General features: G+C 51.2%; 19 protein-coding genes. 13 read left to right on the forward strand and 6 right to left on the reverse strand.

Annotated elements, in window-relative coordinates; translation table 11 throughout:
* Positions 1-435: 435 nt before the first annotated feature.
* The 3 genes from tsf to L3556_RS14060 form a co-directional block, all read right to left on the reverse strand.
* Entirely contained in the window at positions 436-1,206 is a 771-nt protein-coding gene (gene tsf / locus L3556_RS14050) for a translation elongation factor Ts (RefSeq protein WP_277867964.1), read from the reverse strand.
* A gap of 18 nt (positions 1,207-1,224) precedes the next feature.
* Positions 1,225-2,073, reverse strand: a complete 849-nt coding sequence (rpsB, locus tag L3556_RS14055) for a 30S ribosomal protein S2 (protein ID WP_277867965.1) — start codon at positions 2,071-2,073, stop codon at positions 1,225-1,227.
* Between the two features lie 202 nt (positions 2,074-2,275).
* Positions 2,276-2,794, reverse strand: a complete 519-nt coding sequence (locus tag L3556_RS14060) for a DNA recombination-mediator protein A (protein WP_277867966.1) — start codon at positions 2,792-2,794, stop codon at positions 2,276-2,278.
* Between the two features lie 129 nt (positions 2,795-2,923).
* Between L3556_RS14060 and L3556_RS14065 the strand changes: the two genes are divergently transcribed.
* On the forward strand, positions 2,924-3,508 hold the full coding sequence (locus L3556_RS14065) for a (2Fe-2S) ferredoxin domain-containing protein (protein WP_277867967.1): 585 nt from the start codon (positions 2,924-2,926) through the stop codon (positions 3,506-3,508).
* 16 nt (positions 3,509-3,524) lie between these two features.
* Here the strand turns inward: L3556_RS14065 and L3556_RS14070 are convergent, their stop codons facing one another.
* The gene (locus L3556_RS14070; RefSeq protein ID WP_277867968.1) at positions 3,525-4,904 is read right to left on the reverse strand and encodes a pentapeptide repeat-containing protein; all 1,380 of its coding nucleotides are present in this window, start codon (positions 4,902-4,904) and stop codon (positions 3,525-3,527) included.
* 136 nt (positions 4,905-5,040) lie between these two features.
* Between L3556_RS14070 and L3556_RS14075 the strand changes: the two genes are divergently transcribed.
* From L3556_RS14075 to pstB, 6 genes are all read left to right on the forward strand, one after another.
* Complete coding sequence (locus L3556_RS14075) at positions 5,041-5,667, forward strand: TMEM165/GDT1 family protein (protein ID WP_277867969.1); 627 nt, start codon at positions 5,041-5,043, stop codon at positions 5,665-5,667.
* Between the two features lie 42 nt (positions 5,668-5,709).
* Positions 5,710-6,882: an LL-diaminopimelate aminotransferase gene (locus L3556_RS14080; RefSeq protein ID WP_479682452.1), complete on the forward strand. Its 1,173-nt coding sequence runs from the start codon at positions 5,710-5,712 to the stop codon at positions 6,880-6,882.
* 192 nt (positions 6,883-7,074) lie between these two features.
* Entirely contained in the window at positions 7,075-7,299 is a 225-nt protein-coding gene (locus L3556_RS14085) for a hypothetical protein (protein ID WP_277867971.1), read from the forward strand.
* Between the two features lie 57 nt (positions 7,300-7,356).
* Positions 7,357-8,442, forward strand: a complete 1,086-nt coding sequence (gene leuB, locus L3556_RS14090; protein ID WP_277867972.1) for a 3-isopropylmalate dehydrogenase — start codon at positions 7,357-7,359, stop codon at positions 8,440-8,442.
* Positions 8,439-8,915, forward strand: a complete 477-nt coding sequence (locus L3556_RS14095; protein ID WP_277867973.1) for an MEKHLA domain-containing protein — start codon at positions 8,439-8,441, stop codon at positions 8,913-8,915. Before leuB ends, L3556_RS14095 begins: the two co-directional genes overlap by 4 nt.
* Positions 8,916-9,008: 93 nt before the next feature.
* Positions 9,009-9,824: a phosphate ABC transporter ATP-binding protein PstB gene (gene pstB / locus L3556_RS14100; protein ID WP_277867974.1), complete on the forward strand. Its 816-nt coding sequence runs from the start codon at positions 9,009-9,011 to the stop codon at positions 9,822-9,824.
* 6 nt (positions 9,825-9,830) lie between these two features.
* Here pstB and L3556_RS14105 read toward each other — a convergent pair whose 3' ends face one another.
* Positions 9,831-11,786, reverse strand: a complete 1,956-nt coding sequence (locus L3556_RS14105) for an ABC transporter ATP-binding protein/permease (RefSeq protein WP_277867975.1) — start codon at positions 11,784-11,786, stop codon at positions 9,831-9,833.
* 100 nt (positions 11,787-11,886) lie between these two features.
* On the opposite strand from L3556_RS14105, the gene L3556_RS14110 reads away from it, so the two are divergent.
* From L3556_RS14110 to L3556_RS14120, 3 genes are all read left to right on the forward strand, one after another.
* On the forward strand, positions 11,887-12,657 hold the full coding sequence (locus L3556_RS14110; RefSeq protein WP_277867976.1) for a 7-carboxy-7-deazaguanine synthase QueE: 771 nt from the start codon (positions 11,887-11,889) through the stop codon (positions 12,655-12,657).
* A 162-nt stretch (positions 12,658-12,819) separates the two neighbouring features.
* Entirely contained in the window at positions 12,820-14,946 is a 2,127-nt protein-coding gene (locus L3556_RS14115) for a TolC family protein (protein ID WP_277867977.1), read from the forward strand.
* A 24-nt stretch (positions 14,947-14,970) separates the two neighbouring features.
* Entirely contained in the window at positions 14,971-16,401 is a 1,431-nt protein-coding gene (locus tag L3556_RS14120; RefSeq protein WP_277867978.1) for a CPBP family intramembrane glutamic endopeptidase, read from the forward strand.
* On the opposite strand, the gene L3556_RS14125 is transcribed toward L3556_RS14120, so the two are convergent.
* Complete coding sequence (locus L3556_RS14125; RefSeq protein ID WP_277867979.1) at positions 16,369-17,151, reverse strand: SDR family NAD(P)-dependent oxidoreductase; 783 nt, start codon at positions 17,149-17,151, stop codon at positions 16,369-16,371. The genes L3556_RS14120 and L3556_RS14125 overlap by 33 nt on opposite strands.
* A gap of 255 nt (positions 17,152-17,406) precedes the next feature.
* Here L3556_RS14125 and L3556_RS14130 point away from each other — a divergent pair, with 255 nt between their 5' ends.
* From L3556_RS14130 to L3556_RS14140, 3 genes are all read left to right on the forward strand, one after another.
* The gene (locus tag L3556_RS14130; RefSeq protein WP_277868021.1) at positions 17,407-18,615 is read left to right on the forward strand and encodes a 4-hydroxy-3-methylbut-2-enyl diphosphate reductase; all 1,209 of its coding nucleotides are present in this window, start codon (positions 17,407-17,409) and stop codon (positions 18,613-18,615) included.
* Positions 18,616-18,860: 245 nt separating this feature from the next.
* Positions 18,861-20,597 carry an ABC1 kinase family protein gene (locus L3556_RS14135; RefSeq protein ID WP_422110790.1) on the forward strand — a complete coding sequence of 579 codons (1,737 nt, stop codon included), beginning with the start codon at positions 18,861-18,863 and terminating at the stop codon, positions 20,595-20,597.
* Positions 20,598-20,684: 87 nt separating this feature from the next.
* On the forward strand, positions 20,685-21,065 hold the full coding sequence (locus tag L3556_RS14140) for a hypothetical protein (RefSeq protein ID WP_422110791.1): 381 nt from the start codon (positions 20,685-20,687) through the stop codon (positions 21,063-21,065).
* Positions 21,066-21,155: the final 90 nt, after the last annotated feature.

Consider the following 21,155-nt stretch of genomic DNA (forward strand, 5'->3'; position numbering starts at 1 on the left):
ACCCCTGGCTGGAGGCGAGAGCCAACACACCCCCTTATCAGAAATGTTCTAAGAGAAGAAGCGACAGCTATAGAACCAGAAGAATGGAATCTTGTTACAAAGCTTTACATCAATGAGTTTGGAGTCTCCCTTCCGTTCAATAGGTGAAATTGAGGGTTTCCCTCTTTTCATGAAAGTGTAATGATCTCCTAACGTTACTTCCATAGCAGTTCAGAAAAACTTGCTTAAACCAAGCTCACGTTAATTACACCAAGTCCCAACTCCCAAAATGAAGGAACGCCTGCCCACACTCCATTGACTCAAACAGGAAAATAACCCCACCAGTACGATGAACATGATGGACAGCAATGCAATATACCCCAAAACTGGCTATCCAAGTATCAGGTTGATGAGTATAGAGGCGATGGCAGACGTGTGATCAGTCGGGAGTTTATCTCAACCTTTCTTCTTTTTAGAACGCGAGGTTGTAGAGCGAGGCTTTTTCGCTGTCGTGGCCTTCGGTGGAGCCGGATCCGGTTCAGGGGGTGCAGCTTCCACAGGGGGCGTTGAGGCTGTTTGGGTTTGGGCTGCAACCTCCGCCGCTAGGTTAGACTCCTGCTTTTCAATCCCCTCACCAAGAATAAAGCGATTAAAGCGACGAATGCGGATATTCTCGCCTAATTCAGCGATGTGCTCTTTTACCAGTTCCTCAACGGTTTTTGCCTGATCCCGAATGAAGGGCTGATTCAGGAGAGACATTTCCTGCAAGGTTTTCTTCAACTTACCTTCAACAATTTTTTCCTTCACCTCCTGGGGTTTCCCCTGAAGGGCATCGGAGCCGAGGGCAATTTGTCGCTCTTTTTCAATCAGATCAGCGGGAATGTCTTCAACGGAAACGTACTCGACATTTTGGCAGGCCGCAATTTGCTTGGCAATATCCTGCACCAAGGCCTTGAACTTTTCATTTCGGGCCACAAAGTCAGTTTCGCAGTTGACTTCAACCAGCACGCCAATACGACCACCGGTGTGGATATAACTATCCACCAGTCCTTCGGCGGTTTGGCGGCCTGCCTTTTTACCTGCGGATGCAAGACCTTTTTGGCGCAACCAACCCACCGCCTGCTCCACATCTCCCTCAGATTCGGTGAGGGCTTTTTTGCAGTCCATCATGCCGGCCCCGGTCTTATCGCGCAATTCCTTGACCAACTTGGCGGAAATTTCAGCCATGGTTATCTTCCCCTTGCTTTAGGCATCAGTTTCAGTCTTTGTGTCTTGAGCATCCGCATCCGGATCATCACTACTGCCCTCTGAAGGCGTAGCATCATCCAAGTCGGGGAAATCATCATTTTCATCTGATTCATCAGAAAATGCCCCATCCTCATCGGACATCTCGCCCTCTGCGTCATCTACTTGACCATGGCGGCCTTCATAGATGGCATCGGCAAGTTTCCCCACAATCAGCTTAATCGAACGGATGGCATCATCGTTAGCAGGAATGGGAATATCCACCTGATTAGGATCGCAGTTGGTATCTAGCAACGCCACAATGGGAATACCTAGCTTTTGACATTCCTGGACGGCATTGTACTCACGCTTGACATCCACAATTAGGGCAATATCAGGCAACCGCCGCATTTGCTTGATGCCACCTAGGTATTTTTGCAGACGGGATAATTCACGGCGGAGTACGGACGCTTCTTGTTTAGGCCGGAGGTGAATCAGGCCATTCTCTTCCATATATTCCAGTTCCTTGAGCCGCTCAACCCGCATTTTAATCGTATTCCAGTTGGTCAGCATTCCCCCCAACCAGCGTTGGTTGACGAAATAACTGCCACACCGGCTGGCTTCTTGGTGGACAATTCCGGCGGCTTGACGCTTTGTGCCAATAAATAAAAACCGTTTCCCAGATTCAGAGGATTCGCGCACATAATGATAGGCCTCATCAACCAACTGGGCCGTTTGCACCAGATCAATAATGTGAACGCCATTGCGAACGGTGAAAATGTACTGAGACATACGGGGATTCCACCGCCGAGCTTGGTGCCCGAAGTGAACCCCTGCCTCGAGCATCTGAGCGAGACTGAGTACCGACATTGAGTTTTCTCCTGTGGGTTTAACCTCCATCCAAGTAAGCCTTGATTGAGTGGAAATGTTCTTCCCGCTCACCAAGACACCCCAAGACCTTGGATGTGTGATTTTTTGTGCTTTACGATTCTAGCAAGGTTTGCTATTGCTACGCTACAAACCCAAAAAAATCAGGAGAAAAATATAGAGGACAATTAAGCGAAATAAAATATTAATCGAAATAAAATAGGGTGACAACTTTGTGCTGTTCTTCAGCCACTTGACAGGTTTGTAAAAGGGTGTGGCTATCATGGAAGGCAAAGCAAATAAGTTGCTGACAGCGGGAAATAATCTCTTGATTGCAGAGGGTACTGGCTTCGGCGAGGGGTAATTGATCGTTTTCCGGCTTTTCCACCAGATGCATAACCTTGTCGAGTTGTTGTCGTGATTCGCGGGGTTGCCGCTCCATGCTTTGGGGTAAGACTACGGTCAACAGGTTGGGGTCGGCTCGCATGGCACCACGAATGGCCGCCGCATTGGTTCCCATGGAGCCGGAGGTCATCAGGCGATTGCCAGCAAGGACGAGGGCGTAGCTCATCATCTCAATCAGATGTTGGTGGGTAATAGGCACATGACGAGAGCCTAGTAGAGCAATACGCTTTGGCCCAATATTTTGAATTGTGGCTAGCTCTTGCAGAAACTCATCTACCCGAGGGGAATCAATGGCAGAAAGATCAGTCGCCTGACTCAAGGCTGTCACTCATTGGCTATAGAACGGAGCTATTGTAACATTTCAGCGGTTGCAGAATATCATGATCACGGCTAAAGACAGGAAAAGTGCTACACTGGAGTTTAATGAGAATTATTCCTAGCTGCTTCTATGAACGTCTCCTATACGCCTAGCCTATGTCGGTTTGCCTTGGATGGGATGGTTACGGACATTGATCTTAAACCCGGTGAGCATCCTAGGGCAGTATGCCTTAAGGTGGACGGGGGAGAAACCTATTACATCAAGCTACACAAGCGAGTCTGGCGGGAATTAGTTATCTGGCCCAGTGTGGGCGATCGCCTGCGGGTAATGGGAGAGCGGGTCTATAAACCGAAAAAACAGGACTATCGTTACAAGGCAGACTATGTAGAAATTTTAGCAAAAGCTGCGGAGCAACCTCTGGATCAAAGCCCCTCGGTTACCCAGGACAAGAAACCTCAGGATAAGGGGTGCAAGGACAAAATACTCGTGTGTCAAAAGTCTTCCTGTTGTCGGCGGGGGGGCAAGGAGCTATGGCAAGCCCTTGAACAGAATCTTGTTGCAGCTAATCTCCATGATCAGGTCAGTCTTAAGGCAACGGGATGTATGGGACAGTGCAAGCGTGGCCCAGTGATGGTTGTAGCTAAAAAACGTTACACCCAGGTCAAGCCCAATCAGGTCAAGCCCTTGCTGGATACCCTAAATAGCAAAAAATAATAAGTTAGTTAGTAGGCTAATCGAGTTCATTAATTTCGCCGAGTTCCTCTAGGGGAATGGGTTGCCCTTGGTAGAGGCAGCGAATATTTTCGCCTTCAATGCAGAGTTCTCCCACGGTGGTTTGGATCCGCAGGACTCCAGTTTTGTAGGTAATGACCTCCCCTAGGAGCAGCCAATCCGGTTCTACTTGAGTAGGCTCAACTTCTGACTCGTCATTTTCGGTATCAGTGGCAAGGAAGGCAGAGGGTAGCTCGTCAATTTTTTGAATCCAGACAATGTTGACATCGGTGGGGAGAATGACATCGGCTTCAGGCGATCGCTTGATGAGAATATCGCCCTGGGGTTGGGCCACAAAACTAATCTCTTGGACGGGGTACCATTGATTATTCTCTAAAATTTGTAGATCGGGAATGATGTCATCGGGTTGATCCTTGAGGGTCATCCACCAGGTTTTCCAGAGTTGGCGACTGGTTCCGTAGGTGGCCTGATAGTTGGGGTCAACGGCTACATAATGATAGACATCATCGGCTTGGGAGCTATGGGGCTGGGTGGGGTGGGGATAGAAGTGATGCTGGATCAGGGCTTCGGCAACGGCATCCCTAAAGGGGGTATCAGCATATAATCTGACACGCTGGGCATCTCCATCTTTTTCAAGGAGAGCAATGACTTGGCCAGAAATGGTACTGAGTTGCCAGCGATCGCCCCCCAGGGTTTGTAATTGCAGATCGCCATTATGAAAGGCGGCAGAGGGAAATTCCTTTGGGTCTAAGAAAGCATCAATCAGTGACTCGTTGTCCCAATCGGGTTGGGTGATGGAGGTGGGATGACCCTCAGCATCCAAGTCTAAGACATGATTCTCAGAAAATTCCGTTTCAATGGTATAGGCAGGATCAAGTACCTCCTGGCCATTGGGCAAAATCGCCCCAATGAGTTGGGCTTCCTCTAAATCCGTTTGGCGGGCATCGGCACCATACAAATCCGTGGAGGATAGATCCGCCCCCACCAAATTAATACCCTGTAATTTACTATCCCGGAGTACGGCTCCAGTGAGAATGGCACCGCTGAGGACGGCTTTTTGGAGATTGGCCCGGGAAAGATAGGCACCGACGAGAATAGCTCCACTGAGGATAGCTTCTTCCAGGTTGGCATCCACGAGATTGGCACCACTGAGATCCGCGCCAATGAGCTTTGCACCCCGCAGATTTGCCCGACTGAGATTGGCTTTAATTAAGTCTGCACCACTCCAATTGATATTCTCGAGGTTGGCTCCGACCAGGTCGATATGGCTAAACTGCACGAGGGGAAACTGACTACCTTTCAGATCAACGCCACGAAAACTACGGATACCACGGGCAAACTGAGCAACAACCTGATCTAGGGTTAGGGGTTTACTCATGACACGGATTCTCCAAAGTGGAACAGTGGGCTGTCAACGGGACGATGCTTTGTGATTCTAGCGTTTTGCTAGTTTCGGATTTTATGATTACCTTTATTCTCTCGCGTTTATCAGAGAACTTCTAGGGGGGCGATCGATGTTGACGGGATTTGTGGCGGGACTGACCTTGATTTCGATTTCCGAATTGGGGGATAAGTCTTTTTTTATTGCCATGATTCTGGCGAGTCGCCATGGTAAACGCTGGGTGTTTTTGGGGGCCTTGCTTGCCCTGACATTCATGACTGTTTTGGCAGTGTTAGCGGGCCAAGTTTTTGGCCTTTTGCCGCCACTGTATACCCACTATGGGGCGATCGCCCTGTTTACCTTTTTTGGTCTCCGGCTGCTATACCGAGGTTGGATGATGAAGAACACCCTTCTTAGTGACGATTCTGAGGAAATTGTGGAAGCGGAAGCAGCGGTGGAAAAAGCAGAAGTACAGGGACAGCAGTGGCGAGATCACCCTATTTTCGGAATTATTTTCGAGGCCTTTGGTTTAACCTTTGTCGCAGAATGGGGCGATCGCACCCAATTTGCCACAATTACTATGGCCGCCACCTACAATCCCTGGGGCGTTGCCGCTGGCGCGATTCTAGGCCATGCTTTATGTCTATTGATTGCGGTTTGGGGTGGTCATCTCATGGCCAGACAACTGTCTGAGCGCACATTGACCCTTTTAGGGGGAGGATTATTCCTATTCTTTGGTGTGTTGACGGCGGGGATATAATAAAAAATATATCGCCAACTAAATAATTTCCCTTGAATGTCCATGTTCCCCCTTGCCGATCGCCTCGCTAACTTAGAAGGAAATGTCTTTGCGGGGATGGATCGGGTCAAGGCCGTGGCCCGTCAGTCTGGACAGGACATTATTGATCTATCCTTGGGGTCGGCGGATATAGCCGTTGCCGATGAGATTTTGGCAGAGATCCAGTTGGCCCTATGGGATCCCCAAAGCCATGGCTACCAACTCTTTCAGAGTACCCGTCCCTTTCGGGAGGCGGCGGCCCAGTGGTATCAGCGGCGATTTGGCCTAGAAATGGATCCGGAAACCGAAGTGCTGGCCTTGATTGGTTCCCAGGAAGGAACGGCCCATTTTCCCCTAGCCCTTTTGAATCCGGGGGATTATGCCCTAGTCCTGGATCCGGGATACCCATCCCATGCCGGCGGGGTGCATTTAGCCGGGGGCCGCATCTATCCGATGCCCTTGCGGCCAGAAAATGACTTTTTACCCATGTTGAGCGATGTTCCCGCAACCATCCTTGCCCAGGCAAAACTCCTCATCCTCAGCTATCCCCATAATCCCACCACAGCGATCGCCCCCCTCAGTTTTTTCCAAGAGGCGGTTCAATTTTGCCAGCGTCATGGTCTTGTCCTCGTCCATGATTTTCCCTACGTGGATTTGGTCTTTGACGCGCCCCCTGCACCTTCTATTTTTCAAGCCGATCGCGATCGCTCCTGTAGTATTGAATTTTTTAGCCTATCCAAGTCCTACAACATGGGGGGATTTCGGCTGGGGTTTGCCATCGGCCGGGCCCAGTTGATCCAAGCCTTAGCTCAGATTAAGTCCGTCATTGATTTTAATCAGTACGCTGGCATTTTACGGGGGGGCATTATCGCCCTCAACAGCCCTCATCATCAAATTCAAGCTACCATAGACACCTTTCGCGATCGCCGCGATCGCTTTATTGAAGTTCTTCAGGATCAGGGCTGGCCCGTGACAACGCCGCCAGCAACCATGTATATTTGGGCCCCCTTGCCTGACCCCTGGCACCATAATTCCCTGGGCTTTTGCCAAGAATTACTCCTCCATACGGGGGTGGCCGCCTCCCCCGGTTCTGGCTTTGGCCCCACTGGGGAGGGATTTGTCCGCTTTGCCCTTGTGCGCGATCGCCAGACCCTAACTCTGGCCGCAGAGCGTATCATGGATTTTCTTAAGAATTAAGAGTCTGAAGAATTAAAAGTCTTAAAAATTAAAGGTTCAGACTCGAGTATGAAGAGTTGGGAATAAAGTAACGGAAAAATATTCGGAATATCCGTATTTATACGCTAGTTTTCCGCCTATACCCTCTGCCAAGATTAAAGTATTAAGAAAAATTTCTTGATCGGTGCTTTGTGCTTTCTTGATTGGTGCTTTATGATGCCGTCCGGTTCCCTTTTATTTTCCCCTGGGCAAACAAATCCTTCCACCTTAGAGAAGGCTTTCTCCCACCTGTCACCCACAGAACAAATTCGTTTACTGGTATCCCATCCCTACTTTACGGGCCGCTGTCCCCATTGCCGTCGTCCCATCCCCCTCTCCCAGGCCCAGATGGGTCAATGCACCTGTTCCCACTGTGGTTGGCAGGATCGGCAGATTTAACGCCGAAAAATTGCGGTAAAATGTCACTTTGGTTTCACTACATTTACCGACGTTTTTATGGCATACACCTATCGCATTACGGTTTTAGCTGGAGATGGTATCGGCCCGGAAATTATGGCCGTGGCCGTGGATGTACTCCAAGCGATCGCCCCCCGCTTTAACTTAACCTTTGAGTTTACGCCGGCCCTGATGGGAGGCTGTGCCATTGATGCCGTTGGGGTTCCCCTGCCGGAAGAAACCCTAGAGACCTGCAAAAATAGTGATGCCGTCCTCCTTGCGGCCATTGGCGGCACAAAATGGGATACCTTGCCCCGCCACCTGCGGCCGGAAACGGGATTATTGGCCCTGCGATCGGGCTTGGGTCTCTTTGCAAACTTGCGTCCGGCGCGGATCCTACCCCAGTTAATTGGGGCCTCTTCCTTAAAGCCGGAGGTGATTGACGGGGTAGATTTGATGGTGGTACGGGAACTCACCGGCGGTATCTATTTTGGCCAGCCCAAGGGAGTATTTGCCTCGGAAACGGGGGAGAAGCGGGGGGTGAATACTATGGCCTATAGCGAATCGGAAATCGATCGCATTGGTCGGGTCGCCTTTGAAACTGCCCGTAAGCGCAATAAAAAACTATGCTCCGTCGATAAGGCCAATGTTCTCGAAGTCTCCCAACTCTGGCGCGATCGCCTCACGGCCCTGAGTGCGGACTACCCGGACGTGGAACTGAGCCATCTATACGTGGATAATGCCGCCATGCAATTGGTACGTTGGCCCAAGCAGTTTGACACCATTGTGACGGGGAACCTATTTGGGGATATTTTGTCCGATGCGGCCGCCATGCTCACCGGCAGTATTGGTATGTTACCTTCCGCCAGTTTGGGGGCTACGGGGCCCGGGGTCTTTGAACCCGTCCATGGTTCCGCCCCGGACATTGCTGGGCAAAATAAGGCCAATCCCTTGGCGATGGTTTTAAGTGGGGCGATGATGTTGCGCTATGGCTTAAATCAACCAGCGGCGGCAGATGCCATTGAAACAGCGGTGCTGAGTATTTTAGATCAGGGGTATCGCACGGCGGATTTGGCTGCTCCAGACACGACCATCCTGGGGTGCCAAGAAATGGGAGAAGCGTTACTTAAATTACTTTGCCAATGAAATTGATTCCTCCCTGGCAAGACAAGTGGGTGATTCACCATAGTTTGCGGCTTTGCCAGAGTTTTTATCACTGGACGGGGCGATCGCTGCTGCCGGATCATTACCCCACGGATCAAGCCCTAGGGGAGGCTCTTTTTACCTTGCCCCAACCGGTGTTATCCCACGGCATAGAGCCAGATCCTATTCTCAACTACGGCAATCAGGCGGCCCTAAACCTGTGGCAACTGGATTGGCCAACCCTGCGGCAGATGCCCTCCCGTTTGACGGCGGAACCCCTATTGCAGGCCGAACGTCAGCAACGTTTAGCCGCAGCGGCCGCCCAAGGCTACACCGAGAATTATTCGGGAGTACGCATCTCCACCACGGGGCAACGCTTTCAAATTGAGAATGCTTGTATTTGGGTGGTATTGGATGAACAGGGGCAACGAATTGGCCAGGCAGCCACGTTTAAGGACTGGAGATTTTTGTCATAATTGTCATAGTCACATTGTCATAGCTATATCGCCATAGTCAAACTGTCAAAATTGCCATAATGCCGATCACTCCCCTCCTCTCGTTCTGATGCCATGATCTTTGCTCCTGTACAGCCCGGTTCGGAAACCTGCTCTGAAATTGTTTTGCGGGCCGAGAACTTGAGGGTTTACTACGGCGATCGCCTAGTGGTACGGGATGTAACGATTGGGATTCCTAAAAACGATATTGTTGCCTTCATTGGCCCCTCCGGGTGTGGTAAAACCAGTATTTTACGCAGCTTTAACCGCCTGAATGAACTGATTCCGGGAGCCAGGGTCGGGGGCAATCTCAGCTATCGGGGTCAGGATCTCAATGATCCCCATTGGGATGTGATAGATATTCGCTGTCGCATTGGCATGGTCTTTCAAAAACCCAATCCTTTTCCAATGTCGGTCTACGAGAATGTTGCCTTTGGTGCGCGAATCAATGGCTATGCTGGGGATATGGATGAGTTGGTGGAACATTCACTCCAGCAGGTTGTTCTTTGGGATGAGGTGAAGGATAAACTCAATGAAAATGGCCTCAATCTCTCCGGTGGCCAACAACAACGGCTCTGTATTGCCCGGGCGATCGCCATTCAGCCCGATGTGATTTTAATGGATGAACCCTGTTCCTTTTTAGACCCCATTGCCACCCTGAAGGTAGAAGAACTCTTCCATCGCCTCAAACAAACCTATACCCTAGTCATTGCCACCCATAACATGCAGCAGGCGGCCCGGGTATCAAATTTGACGGCTTTTTTCAATGTGGAACTAACCCCTGAAGGGCAGAAAGTGGGCTATTTAGTGGAATACGATCGCACCTCAAAGATTTTCCAGGCCCCGACCCACCCCATCACCCATGATTATGTCAGCGGCCGCTTTGGTTGAGTTTGGTTAAGCCTTGATCGGATAAAATCGCCATTGCTGATCCTCTGCGGCAATTTCTAAAACATAGGTGTGGTACTGCAGTAAGCTCTCGCGGTGGCCCACACTGATGAAGTTCCGGGTGGTGGCCTGAATATGCTCATAGACCCGCCTTTCATTGCCTAAGTCTAGGGCACTGGTGGCTTCATCCAAAATGGCATAGGGGCTGTGATTCAGCAAGAGTCGGGCAATGCCTAATCGCTGTTGTTCCCCCAGGGATAAAATATCGGCCCAGTCTAGGGTGACATCAAAGCCGCCGACCCGATCGGGCAAACTACCTAAATTCACCTCCCGCAGGGCAGCCAACATTTTTTCTTCAGTGGTATTCACATCTCCGTGGGGATAGAGTAGCTGGGTGCGCAGGGAACCGAGAACCATGTAGGGCCGTTGGGGCAAAAAGAGCACATCCTCTGCCCGGGGCCGGATAATTTCGCCGCGACCAGCCTGCCAAAGACCGGCGATCGCCCGGAGGAGGGAGCTTTTGCCCACACCACTGGGGCCCATAATCACTAACCCTTCCCCCGGCTCTAGGGCAAAGGAAATATCCTGGACTAAACGCCGCTCATAATTAGGGGTTTCCACGGTGACATTTTGAAGGGCAAACCGAGGAGCTTCCGTTAAGGTAATCGTCGTTTGCGCCTCAGTGAGGGTGGGCTGATGATTCAAAACCTCCGTAAAGCCCGCCAGACGCTCAACTCCGGCAATAAAACCACTTAAATTACTAAACTGATTCACAATTAAGGATAGGGCACCCAACACCTGGCTAAAGGCGAAACTGGCCTGACTAATGGCCCCAAAATCAATGTCTCCGGCAAAATAGCGGGGTGCCACCAAGGCCGCGGGCACAATAATCACAAAATAATTATAGCCCGTGGTAAAAAACTCCAGGTTTCGTTGCCAGCCAATGAGTAGGTTATAGTTCTTCAAAACCTCCATAAACCGCTGCCGGACTTGGAGGGATTCTTGCATTTCCCCGCGATAAAAGGCAATGGACTCGGCATTATCGCGCACATGGACGAGGCCATAGCGAAAATCGGCTTCGCGGCGGAGTTGATTAAAGTTCAGGCGAATTAAACGCTGTCCCAAAAACACCGTAACTACGGTGCCCACCAGCGCATAGCCAATCAGGGTGAGGGTAAGGGTGCGGGAGATCGTCCAGAGAATGCCGGTAAAGGCAATGAGATCAATGAGGGAACCTAAAATAATGAGTAGAAATTGCAGAGATGTTTGGGTAAAGGAGCGAATATCCTCAGAAATCCGTTGATCCGGGTTATCAATATCAACTTGATTTTCAATTTTGTAGTAGGCCCGATCATTAAAATAGCGATCTAGAAAATATCGGGTCAACCAATCTCGCCAGCGTAGCCCCAGGTATTCCCGCACATAACGGTAAATCACCACAATGGGTGTACCGACCACAAACACCCCCGCATAGACAAACAGGTACCGCCAATAGGTGGCTTCCTGCCGCTCCGCTAGGGCTGTTTGAAAAAAGCGGCCGACAAAACTAATGATCACATTTAAGCCACTCACCGACAGGGACAGCATCAGTAGTAAGCCCAACAATGTCCAGGCTTGCCAGCGGGGGAGCATTTGCGGTCTCAGTAAAAAGAAAATAGCTGCCGGAATCACCAATGTGCCCGCCATGACCGTCCCCAAAACCGGCGATCTCAGGATTCCCTGAGTGGTTGCCACCAGTCCCTCCACAATCGGGCCCATCACGTCTGGGAATAGGGCTTTGAGTCCCCAACTCACACCCGCAGTCAGAAAAAATAGCACCCCAAACATGAAGACAATGACCAAGAGCAGCAGAACCAAAAAGAGAACCGTACTGCCGCGGCGATCGCGGGGGAAAAAGTAGGGCTGGGCGATCTCCAGGAACTGTTGCCAGACACGGGCGTTAAACTTATGGGTAGGCTGAGCCATGGACACAGAAACCGTAAATGTGCACAGGCTTATATTGTCTATCGCAGCTTACCCCTTCGGCAATGAAAAATTTATTTATGTCTAATTCCTAACTTTCACCATGGAATCGACCAATACTGCCCCCTTAATCGAACTCTTTTCTGCCATTCAGGGGGAAGGGGCGAATGTGGGAACTCGGCAATTGTTCATCCGTTTTGCTGGCTGTGATCTCCGTTGTCGCTACTGTGATAGTGCCCACACCTGGCATCCTCCCCGTCAATGCCAAATTGAACTCACCCCAGGAGAGCGGGATTTTATTTCTGTGCCGAATCCCGTCACCCTTGAGCAACTACTGACCTGGTGCGATCGCCAAAATCATCCTGGCTTGCACGATAGTATTAGCCTCACGGGGGGGGAACCCCTATTACAGGCAAAATTTCTTAGCCAACTCCTACCCCGCCTTAAGCAACGCACCAGCTTACCCCTCTATCTGGAAACGGGGGGGCACCATCCCGATGCCTTGCCCCCCCTATTGCCCTACCTAGACAGTATTGGCATGGATATCAAACTACCCAGTGTGAGCGGTGAATGTCATTGGTCAGCCCATCGCACCTTTTTAGAACTGTGCCACCAGGCCAAAGTGGATGTCTTTTGCAAAGTCATTATTTCCCATGCCACCAGCGACCGGGATCGAGAACAGCTACGGTCACTGATTGCCGCTATCGATCCCCATATCCCCATCTTTCTCCAACCTGTAACACCCATTGGTACGGGTCGCCATACCCTTCCCCCGGATCCAGGGCAGGTTTTACTGTGGCAGGCTGCATTGAAGGAACACCTCAGGATCGTTCGCGTCATTCCCCAAACCCATAAATTTATTCAGCAACGCTAGGGGAACCATAGGGGCAAATACAGAACGACCCAGTTGGCCGGAATTCCCTTAACCATGTTAGAGTTTGGCAGAATAGGTGTGTTGTTGGGAGTGAACGATGCGATCGCTAAGGGGACAGGTCACTGCCTCCACTATTGGAGATGCAAGCCATGGGTCGAGTAGTTGGCACTTCCACGCTTGAGTGGTGCAACCATGACCAAACAGTCCATCCTTACCTGGAAACATATTTCTCTTTGCTGGCTAGCGATTACCGTTATGGGAATTGGAATTTGGCCCCTGCGTGTTCTTTGGGCAGCCCCGTTAGCATTTAGGGAGTTACCTAAAGAACGGCGGACGTCTATCCCAGATATTCAACCCACACCCGAAGCCGACCTCCAATGGGATGCAGCCGACCATACCAAGCCCGAGCCCATAAAACCCCTGGATGGCCGTGCCCTTCTGGATATCGTGCGCCTCAGTTTGCAGGTCGCCAATGATTTCGTTGATCCTGCCATCCATCCAGAACAAGTCAACCCGGCCCTAGACAAACCGAGTATCACAAGTATCAATGATCTAGAGCTACCCGAAACCGAACCCCTACAGTCCGCCGGGAATCTTGCCCAAGCTGACGCACCACCCAATCCCTCTTCCCCTGCCACCACTGCCGTAGACCTGATTCCCCTTAACCCCGACCCGGATCTTCTCAGTTTGCCCACCCAGGGGGAGGACTTCAGAACGGATCTCAATCAGCCTATTACCCTGGTTGAAGCCCTACAACTGGCGGTACGAAATAACCTGACCCTGAGAATTAGTGAACTGCAACTGGAGCAACAGCAGGCCCAACTCCGCCAAGCCTTGGGTCGTCTCTATCCAACCCTGTCTCTGCAAACCAGTTTGGGGCAAAATACCAGCCCGGCAGGTCAGCCCGTTTATTTACCCCTCAATCTTCAACAGCAGCAACAACTCCAACTGCAACAGCGACAACAGTCCCAACAACAACTCCTCGGCCAGGAGCAGGAAGCCAGCCGAATTTTGACCACCCAGATCAATCGCCTTCAGCAACGCTTCCAGGGGCCCCAACTGACCAGTTTTAATGATCAACAAAACCTAGAACTACAGCAGCAAATTCAACAACTCCAAACCAGTGCCACGGTGGCCGCTACGCCACCAATCTTCCAGCCCATTACCCTGGATCCGGTTTCCAACTTGAATTTGACTAACTTTTTTACCAATGTCTTTGGGGCCACCAGTGGGGCAACCTTTAATAGTGCCCTATCCCTGAACTACGCCATTTTTACATCGGGTAATCGCTCCGCCACCATTCGGGCAGCCCGGGATCAGGTTCGGTTCAGTGAACTGGAGGTGCAACGGCAACTGGATCAGCTTATTCTGGATGTGAGTAATGCCTACTACCTGGCCCAACAGGCAGAGGTTCAGGTGCAAATTGCGGAGGCGGCGGTGGCCAATGCGTCAGTCAGTCTCCGGGATGCGGTGGCCTTTGAGCGGGCCGGGTTGGGAACCCTCTTTGATGTCCTCCAGGCGGAGGTGAATCTGGCCAATGCCCAGCAAAATCTGAATCAGGCCGAAAATCTGCAATTGACGAGTCGGCGACAGTTAGCCCAAATCCTCAATATTTCAGAAACGGCGGATGTGAGTTTGGCGGATCAGGTGGGAGAGGACGGCACCTGGGAACTGTCTTTGGATGACACGATTATTCTTGCCTTTGGGAATCGGGTGGAGTTGGAGCAACGACTTCTGCAACGGAATATTGCCCTCCAAAATCGCCGGGCTGCCCTAGCGACAATTTTGCCGCAGTTGAGTTTCTTTGCCAATGCCAATGTTCTAGATAAGGTGGCGGATAGCTTAAACCCAAGGGTGGGCTATGCCTTTGGCATACAAGTACAGGTTGCTCTGTTTGATGGGGGCAATGCCCGGGCTAGTGCAGCCCGCCAGGAAGCAGCGGCGGCGATCGCCGAGGAGCAATTTGCCAATACCAAGGACGAGATTCGCCTAGCGGTCGAGGATGCCTACATTAATCTGCGATCGAACCAGACGAATATTTCAACGGCGCGGACGGCTGTGACCCAGGCAACGGAAGGGCTTCGTTTGGCGCGACTGCGATTTCAGGCGGGGGTGGGTACCCAACAGGATGTGACCAATGCGGAGGTGGATTTAACCCAGGCCCAGGGCAATTTACTGGCGGCAATCCTAAACTATAACCGGGCTTTAGCGGCTCTGAAGCGATCGGTGGGTTATGTGGATGACCTCCATCGTCGCATTCCCAGTACGTTCCCCCGGAGCAATCCCTAATCTTCATCGCTTTGGCATGGGTGTATGTCCTCTAAAAAATTAGTTCTTTCTTTTTTAACCCTGTTAGTGGGGTTCCTCATTAGCATCTCGCTCCTAGGAAGTTTTCTAGAACCACCAACCCAAAGCCAAATTGGTCTGTATCAAACGGATCTAATTTTGCAAGCCTCGGAGCACCATGGGTTCGACCAAGGGGAATCGGTGTGGCAATCTATTTTGGAGGAAAATCCCCAGGCGACGGCGATCTCTGCCTATGAAAAAGTGATCAAAGGAGCCCTACCCGCGGATTCCAGTGGCACTCCCCCCAACCGTTTCCTAGAACTCAATCTGCGTCTGGGCCTCCTCTACGCCAGTCAAGATCAGGTGGATCAGGCTATCCCCCTTTGGCAGCGGGTATCCAGCCAAGGCCAGGGCCAACTGAAGGCGACAACGGATATTTTGCTGGGTCTGTGGCAAACGCCGCCCCAAATCCTACCGGAGGCGGAACCCATGCTGAAGGCGAACCTAGGGGGATGGTTCCGCTATCGTGCCTTAGACCAACTCTATACGTTGCAACAACGGATCGCCGATCTGGATAGCCTCGATCGCCAGGCCCAGGATTCTGCCAATGCAGCCCTGACCCGTTTAACCTTGGTGGGGGTTTTACCCCTAGCGGGGGGATTGGTGGGTGTGATTCTCCTGGGTTTTTGGATCTATCAACACCTGCAACAGCGATTCAGCGAACCAGAGAGGGAACCCGTTCCCTGGGGCCTGTTGACGATTTGGGAAGTGATGGTGGTCTGGTTTGCGGCCTTTTTTGGCATCAGTTTGGTGGTAATGCCCCTAGTGCGGCAACTCATTCCCCTGCCCTTTTTCCAGACAACGGCCCTGGGCCAAGCCCTCTATGCCCTGATTACCTACCTAGTCATGATGGTGGCTGGCTTTAGTATTTTGGTCATCTGCCTCCGCCCCTTTGGCGATCGCCCCTGGAAATGGCTCCGGTGGCACCGGGGGTCTAAGGCAGTTCTCTGGGCGATACAGGGCTATTTTGTCGCCCTCCCCTTGGTGTTGGCAACATCCCTCCTCAGTCAGCGACTTTTACCCAATCAGGGAGGCGGGAATCCCTTGCTAGAGATTATTCTCCAGAGTCAGGACTATACGACCTTTGCCCTACTGTTTTTGATGGTGGCAGTGTTAGCCCCCATTTTCGAGGAAGTCCTCTTTCGTGGCTTTTTATTTTCATCCCTCCTAGAGGTGATGGTTCCTTGGCAGGCCATGGCCCTCACCGGGGTCGTTTTTGCCGTAGCCCACTTAAACTTGGCGGATGTGTTGCCCTTAACAGTGCTGGGAACTATTTTGAGCTACGTCTACTGGCGATCGCAAAACTTAGTTTCCGTCATGCTCCTCCACGGCTTCTGGAACACCGGCTCTTTTATTGGTCTTCTTTTACTCAGCGGGGGGACGGAAACGGGGTTCTAGCTGGGCCACTAACCATTCCCGGGGGGCAAACCGGCCTGCTAGGGCAATCAGGCGATTGGATAGCTGCCCGGTGATCACACAGGAGCGTTTTTGTTCTAGGGCTGCGAGGCTTTCCCGCACCACAATCTCTGGATGATCTTGACTCGTCATCAGGTCTGGATTCCGCTTCATTTCCGCCGCATGGAAAAAGTCCGTCGTCGTCGGCCCTGGACATACAGCCATGACCGTTACCCCTTTTTGCCGATTTTCTGCCCAGAGGGCCTCGCTGAACTGGAGGACAAAGGCCTTGGTTGCCCCATAGACCGCCAGGTAGGGAACGGCTTGGAAGCCACCAATGGAACTCAGATTAATAATGCTGCCCTGGCCCCGCTGCTGCATCTGGGGCAAAAATAAATGGGTCAACTCCATCAAGGCCAAAATATTCACCTGAATCATGGCCGTAAGTTTGCTGCGACCGCGCTGGGCAAATTCGCCGTAGTCGCCAAAGCCGGCATTATTAATGAGTAAATCAATACTCAACCCCCAGGACTGAACCTGATCGTAGATGCGTTGGGCGGCCCCAGGTTGACTCAAATCCTCACTAAAAAAACGAATGGGTACACCGTAGGTTTGGCCTAATTGGGCAACAATTGTCTGCATGTGGTCATAGGAACGGGCCGTGAGAACGAGGCTGTATCCCTTTTCGGCTAAAACCTGGGCATAGACGGCTCCAATTCCCTTTGAAGCTCCGGTGATCAAGGCAGTTGGCATAGGGGTGGGGATCCTCAGGATTGATGGGTTATTGATGCTATAGCTATCGTTACCTAGTTTAGGACGGGGTGCAGGGGTGGAACCCCTAGCTGGGGGCGAAGCTCCCACACCCCTTATATCCGTAATGTTTCAAGGAAACAGGCCACAGCTACATTGATGGACAGTTAGGCAAACGGGTAAAGGTAAAGACAAATGACCCTTTTTATAGCCCTAGCCATCTAGGGTAGAATGCAAGCAACGACCGGTGGAGGAACCATGGATACTCGAGCATTTAAGCGATCGCTACACGATTCCGGCAACTACCATCGTAAAGGGTTTGGCCACAGTGAAGATGTCAATCAAAAGCTTCAGGGCGAGTATCAAAGTTCTCTGATTCAACAGATCCGCGATCGCGGCTACACCTGGCAGGAGGGGGATGTCACCATTCGCCTGGCAGAGGCCTTTGGTTTTTGTTGGGGGGTGGAGCGGGCCGTGGCCCTAGCCTACGAAACCCGGCAGCATTTCCCCACGGAACGGATTTGGATTACCAATGAAATTATCCACAACCCCTCCGTAAATCAACAATTGCGCCAGATGCAGGTGGAATTTATTCCCGTGATCAATGGCATCAAAGATTTCTCCGAGGTTCAGTCTGGGGATGTGGTGATTTTGCCGGCCTTTGGGGCCAGTGTCCAGGAAATGCAACTCCTCAACGATCGCCGTTGCACCATTGTGGATACCACCTGCCCCTGGGTCTCCAAGGTCTGGCATAGCGTTGAAAAACATAAAAAGGTTGAATTCACATCCATTATTCACGGCAAGTATAACCACGAAGAAACTATTGCCACCAGTTCCTTTGCCGGAACCTACCTGATTGTCCTGAATCTGGAACAGGCCCAATACGTCTGTGATTACATTCTCCAGGGGGGCGATCGCCAGGACTTTTTAGCAAAATTTGCCAATGCCCACTCCGACGGCTTTGATCCCGACGTGGATTTAGAGCGAATTGGGGTAGCTAACCAAACCACCATGCTCAAGGGAGAAACGGAACAGATTGGCAAATTATTTGAGCGCACCCTTATCCGCAAGTATGGCCCGGATCAGATTAACGCCCATTTCCAAAGTTTTAATACCATCTGTGATGCCACCCAAGAGCGACAGGATGCCATGTTTGAACTGGTGGATGAAGCCCTAGACCTCATGGTCGTCATAGGCGGCTATAACTCTTCCAATACCACTCACCTCCAAGAAATTGCCATTGAACGGGGGATTCCCTCCTACCACATTGATGGTGCCGATCGCATTGGCCCTGGCAACCAGGTCGAGCATAAACCCCTGAACCAATCCCTAATCGTCACCGAGGATTGGCTACCACCGGGGCCCCTCACCCTGGGGATCACCTCCGGAGCCTCTACGCCTGACAAAGTGGTGGCCGATGTGTTGGAGAAAATTTTTGCCCTGAAAGCGTCACCTCTGCCCGTGTAGATCCCCTATAAATCCTTAAGAATTATTAAGATTTCTCGAAAAATCCATCGCTTTGTGTAGTTTTCTATACTATGTTTAAGCATAAGCGGCCCATTTGGGATCATTTCCAGCCGGGGATCACTGGCTTCCCCTAAAAATCCATACATTGGTTAGTCTCACCGATGTTATGTAAATGGGATTACCAAACGACTGGTTGAGAGCAATGGTGTACCGTAGGTCTTAAGGTTAGAGGCGAAATACGTCTTGTGATTTCTACATCTACAGTTCCCGCCCCTCCTCCCCAGGAGAATGCCCCACCCACCCCCAGGGTGCCACCGCGACGTTACGATGCCGATGCGATCGCGGCCTACTATAATTTCCGTCCTTGGTTGATTCTGGGACGAATGCTACGGATTGCCACATTATTTCTCGTCTTTTGGCTGCGTCTCCAGTGGGATCATTGGGCGCAACGCACGGAACAGAACATTGGCCTAAGGGCGATGCAGTTACGACAGTTGCTCATTTCCCTTGGCCCCACCTTCATTAAAATTGGTCAGGCTCTCTCCACCCGGCCCGATCTGATCCGCCGGAACTACCTGGAAGAATTAACCCTACTTCAAGATAAATTGCCCCCCTTTGACAATGATCTGGCGATCGCCATTATTGAGCGTGAGCTAAATCAAAACCTGGGGGATATTTACGCCGAGTTTTCACCCCAGCCGGTGGCCGCCGCCAGTCTAGGGCAAGTGTATCGGGCCCGCCTCCACAGTGGCGAAGATGTGGCTGTCAAGGTGCAGCGGCCCCATTTACTGCCGGTGATCACCCGAGATTTATACCTGATTCGCTTACTCATTACCTGGGTGGGTCCCTGGCTACCCCTAAATCTGGGCCACGATCTACGGGATGTCATTGACGAATTTGGGCGCAAGCTCTTTGAAGAAATTGACTACTTGAACGAAGGCCGGAATGCGGAAAAGTTTGCCGCTAATTTCCGGGAGGATCCCACCGTCAAAGTGCCCGCCATTTATTGGCCCTATACCAGTGAACGGGTGTTGACCCTAGAGTGGATTCAGGGCATTAAGCTCACCCGCACCGAATGCATGGTGGCGGCGGGGGTGGATCCGGATCAGTTGATTCGAGTGGGAGTCATTTCCGGTCTACGCCAGTTGCTTGAATTTGGCTTTTTCCACGCCGATCCCCACCCCGGTAACCTGTTTGCCATGGCCGATGGTCGCATGGCCTACATTGACTTCGGCATGATGGATCAGCTAGAGGAAGATACGAAGGAATCCCTGGTGGATGCGGTGGTTCATCTCGTCAATAAGGACTATATTCACCTAGCCCAAGATTTTATTCACCTAGGTTTTCTGAGTCCAGATACGGATATTATGCCGATTGTGCCCGCCCTAGAATGCGTTTTGGATGAAGTCCTTGACTCCAGTGTCCAAGAGTTTAACTTCAAGACCGTTACCGATCGCTTCTCCGAGTTAATGTACGAGTACCCCTTCCGAGTGCCGGCCAAGTTTGCCCTGATCATTCGTTCCTTGGTCACCCAGGAAGGCATTGCCCTCTGTCTCAATCCTGATTTTCGGATTGTGGATGTCAGCTATCCCTACATTGCTCGGCGGCTGCTCCAGGGAGAGTCGGCCCAACTGCGGCGACGGTTATTAGATGTTCTGTTCAAGGAGGATCGTCTTCAGTGGCAACGGCTAGAAAATTTGATTGCGATCGCCCGCACGGATCAGCACTTTAATTTAGCACCCACAGCTACCTTGGGGTTACAGTATCTTTTCTCAGAGGAAGGGCAGTTTTTGCGGCGACAAATCGTGTTAGCCTTAACCGAAGATGATCGCTTACATACGGAAGAGGTGCAGCGACTCTGGAACCTAATCAAGTCCGATCTGCGTCCCCTCTTTTTTATTGATGTTGCCTGGGGTGCTCTGAAGGCCTCCGTTAGTCAAACCTTGGCTAAGGATGAAGAAGTCGTGGCTATCGCCCGTTAGAATTGTCTTCTGTTAAGGGATGACCCGTGATGGTATCCATATTTGTCTAAAAATTAATGGGTCTAAAAGTTTCTCTAAAAAATTTTGGTGGCTGGTTTGTTTGATCCTCCGATTGTTTTATTGCTGGCAGGTCTTTTTATTGGCCTCACCTGTGGCAGAGCCTTTGAAGCAACTCTCAAGGAAAAAGTGCAGGAGTGGAGTCGCACAAAATCCACCCGTGTTCTCAGTGAGCTACGGGGGCCCCAATTATTTATTCCCTACCTCGGCATCTGTGCAGGAATCTGGCTATTTCTCAGTTCTGGCCTATGGACCTACGGCTTTCCAGCCCAGGCCAGTGGGATCATTTCCCTAGGGTTAACCATTGCCACCGCCGTCTTAATTTGGACCCAGTTGGGTAAACTCCTCACCATTTTGGCGAAGGGTGGTTCCCAGGCCTTAGATTTGGATGCCCTAGAAGCAAAAGAATAGCAGTTCTCTATTTTCTCTTAATTTTGTGTTGTCTGATTTAGCCATGGCCTGTCTAGAATAGTTCTACCGATGCCCCTGCGGCTCTGGATT

The sequence above is a fragment of the Candidatus Synechococcus calcipolaris G9 genome (assembly GCF_029582805.1).
Taxonomy (GTDB): Bacteria; Cyanobacteriota; Cyanobacteriia; order Thermosynechococcales; family Thermosynechococcaceae; genus Synechococcus_F; species Synechococcus_F calcipolaris.

What these genes read in the sequence shown, in the direction of transcription:
- L3556_RS14095 (WP_277867973.1), top strand. Translation starts at nt 8,439, where the DNA reads ATGAAATTGATTCCTCCCTGGCAAGACAAGTGGGTGATTCACCATAGT.
- leuB (WP_277867972.1), top strand. Translation starts at nt 7,357, where the DNA reads ATGGCATACACCTATCGCATTACGGTTTTAGCTGGAGATGGTATCGGC.
- L3556_RS14105 (WP_277867975.1), bottom strand. Translation starts at nt 11,786, where the DNA reads ATGGCTCAGCCTACCCATAAGTTTAACGCCCGTGTCTGGCAACAGTTC.
- rpsB (WP_277867965.1), bottom strand. Translation starts at nt 2,073, where the DNA reads ATGTCGGTACTCAGTCTCGCTCAGATGCTCGAGGCAGGGGTTCACTTC.
- L3556_RS14125 (WP_277867979.1), bottom strand. Translation starts at nt 17,151, where the DNA reads ATGCCAACTGCCTTGATCACCGGAGCTTCAAAGGGAATTGGAGCCGTC.
- L3556_RS14130 (WP_277868021.1), top strand. Translation starts at nt 17,407, where the DNA reads ATGGATACTCGAGCATTTAAGCGATCGCTACACGATTCCGGCAACTAC.
- L3556_RS14120 (WP_277867978.1), top strand. Translation starts at nt 14,971, where the DNA reads ATGTCCTCTAAAAAATTAGTTCTTTCTTTTTTAACCCTGTTAGTGGGG.
- tsf (WP_277867964.1), bottom strand. Translation starts at nt 1,206, where the DNA reads ATGGCTGAAATTTCCGCCAAGTTGGTCAAGGAATTGCGCGATAAGACC.
- pstB (WP_277867974.1), top strand. Translation starts at nt 9,009, where the DNA reads ATGATCTTTGCTCCTGTACAGCCCGGTTCGGAAACCTGCTCTGAAATT.
- L3556_RS14075 (WP_277867969.1), top strand. Translation starts at nt 5,041, where the DNA reads ATGTTGACGGGATTTGTGGCGGGACTGACCTTGATTTCGATTTCCGAA.
- L3556_RS14065 (WP_277867967.1), top strand. Translation starts at nt 2,924, where the DNA reads ATGAACGTCTCCTATACGCCTAGCCTATGTCGGTTTGCCTTGGATGGG.
- L3556_RS14080 (WP_479682452.1), top strand. Translation starts at nt 5,710, where the DNA reads ATGTTCCCCCTTGCCGATCGCCTCGCTAACTTAGAAGGAAATGTCTTT.
- L3556_RS14070 (WP_277867968.1), bottom strand. Translation starts at nt 4,904, where the DNA reads ATGAGTAAACCCCTAACCCTAGATCAGGTTGTTGCTCAGTTTGCCCGT.
- L3556_RS14110 (WP_277867976.1), top strand. Translation starts at nt 11,887, where the DNA reads ATGGAATCGACCAATACTGCCCCCTTAATCGAACTCTTTTCTGCCATT.
- L3556_RS14085 (WP_277867971.1), top strand. Translation starts at nt 7,075, where the DNA reads ATGATGCCGTCCGGTTCCCTTTTATTTTCCCCTGGGCAAACAAATCCT.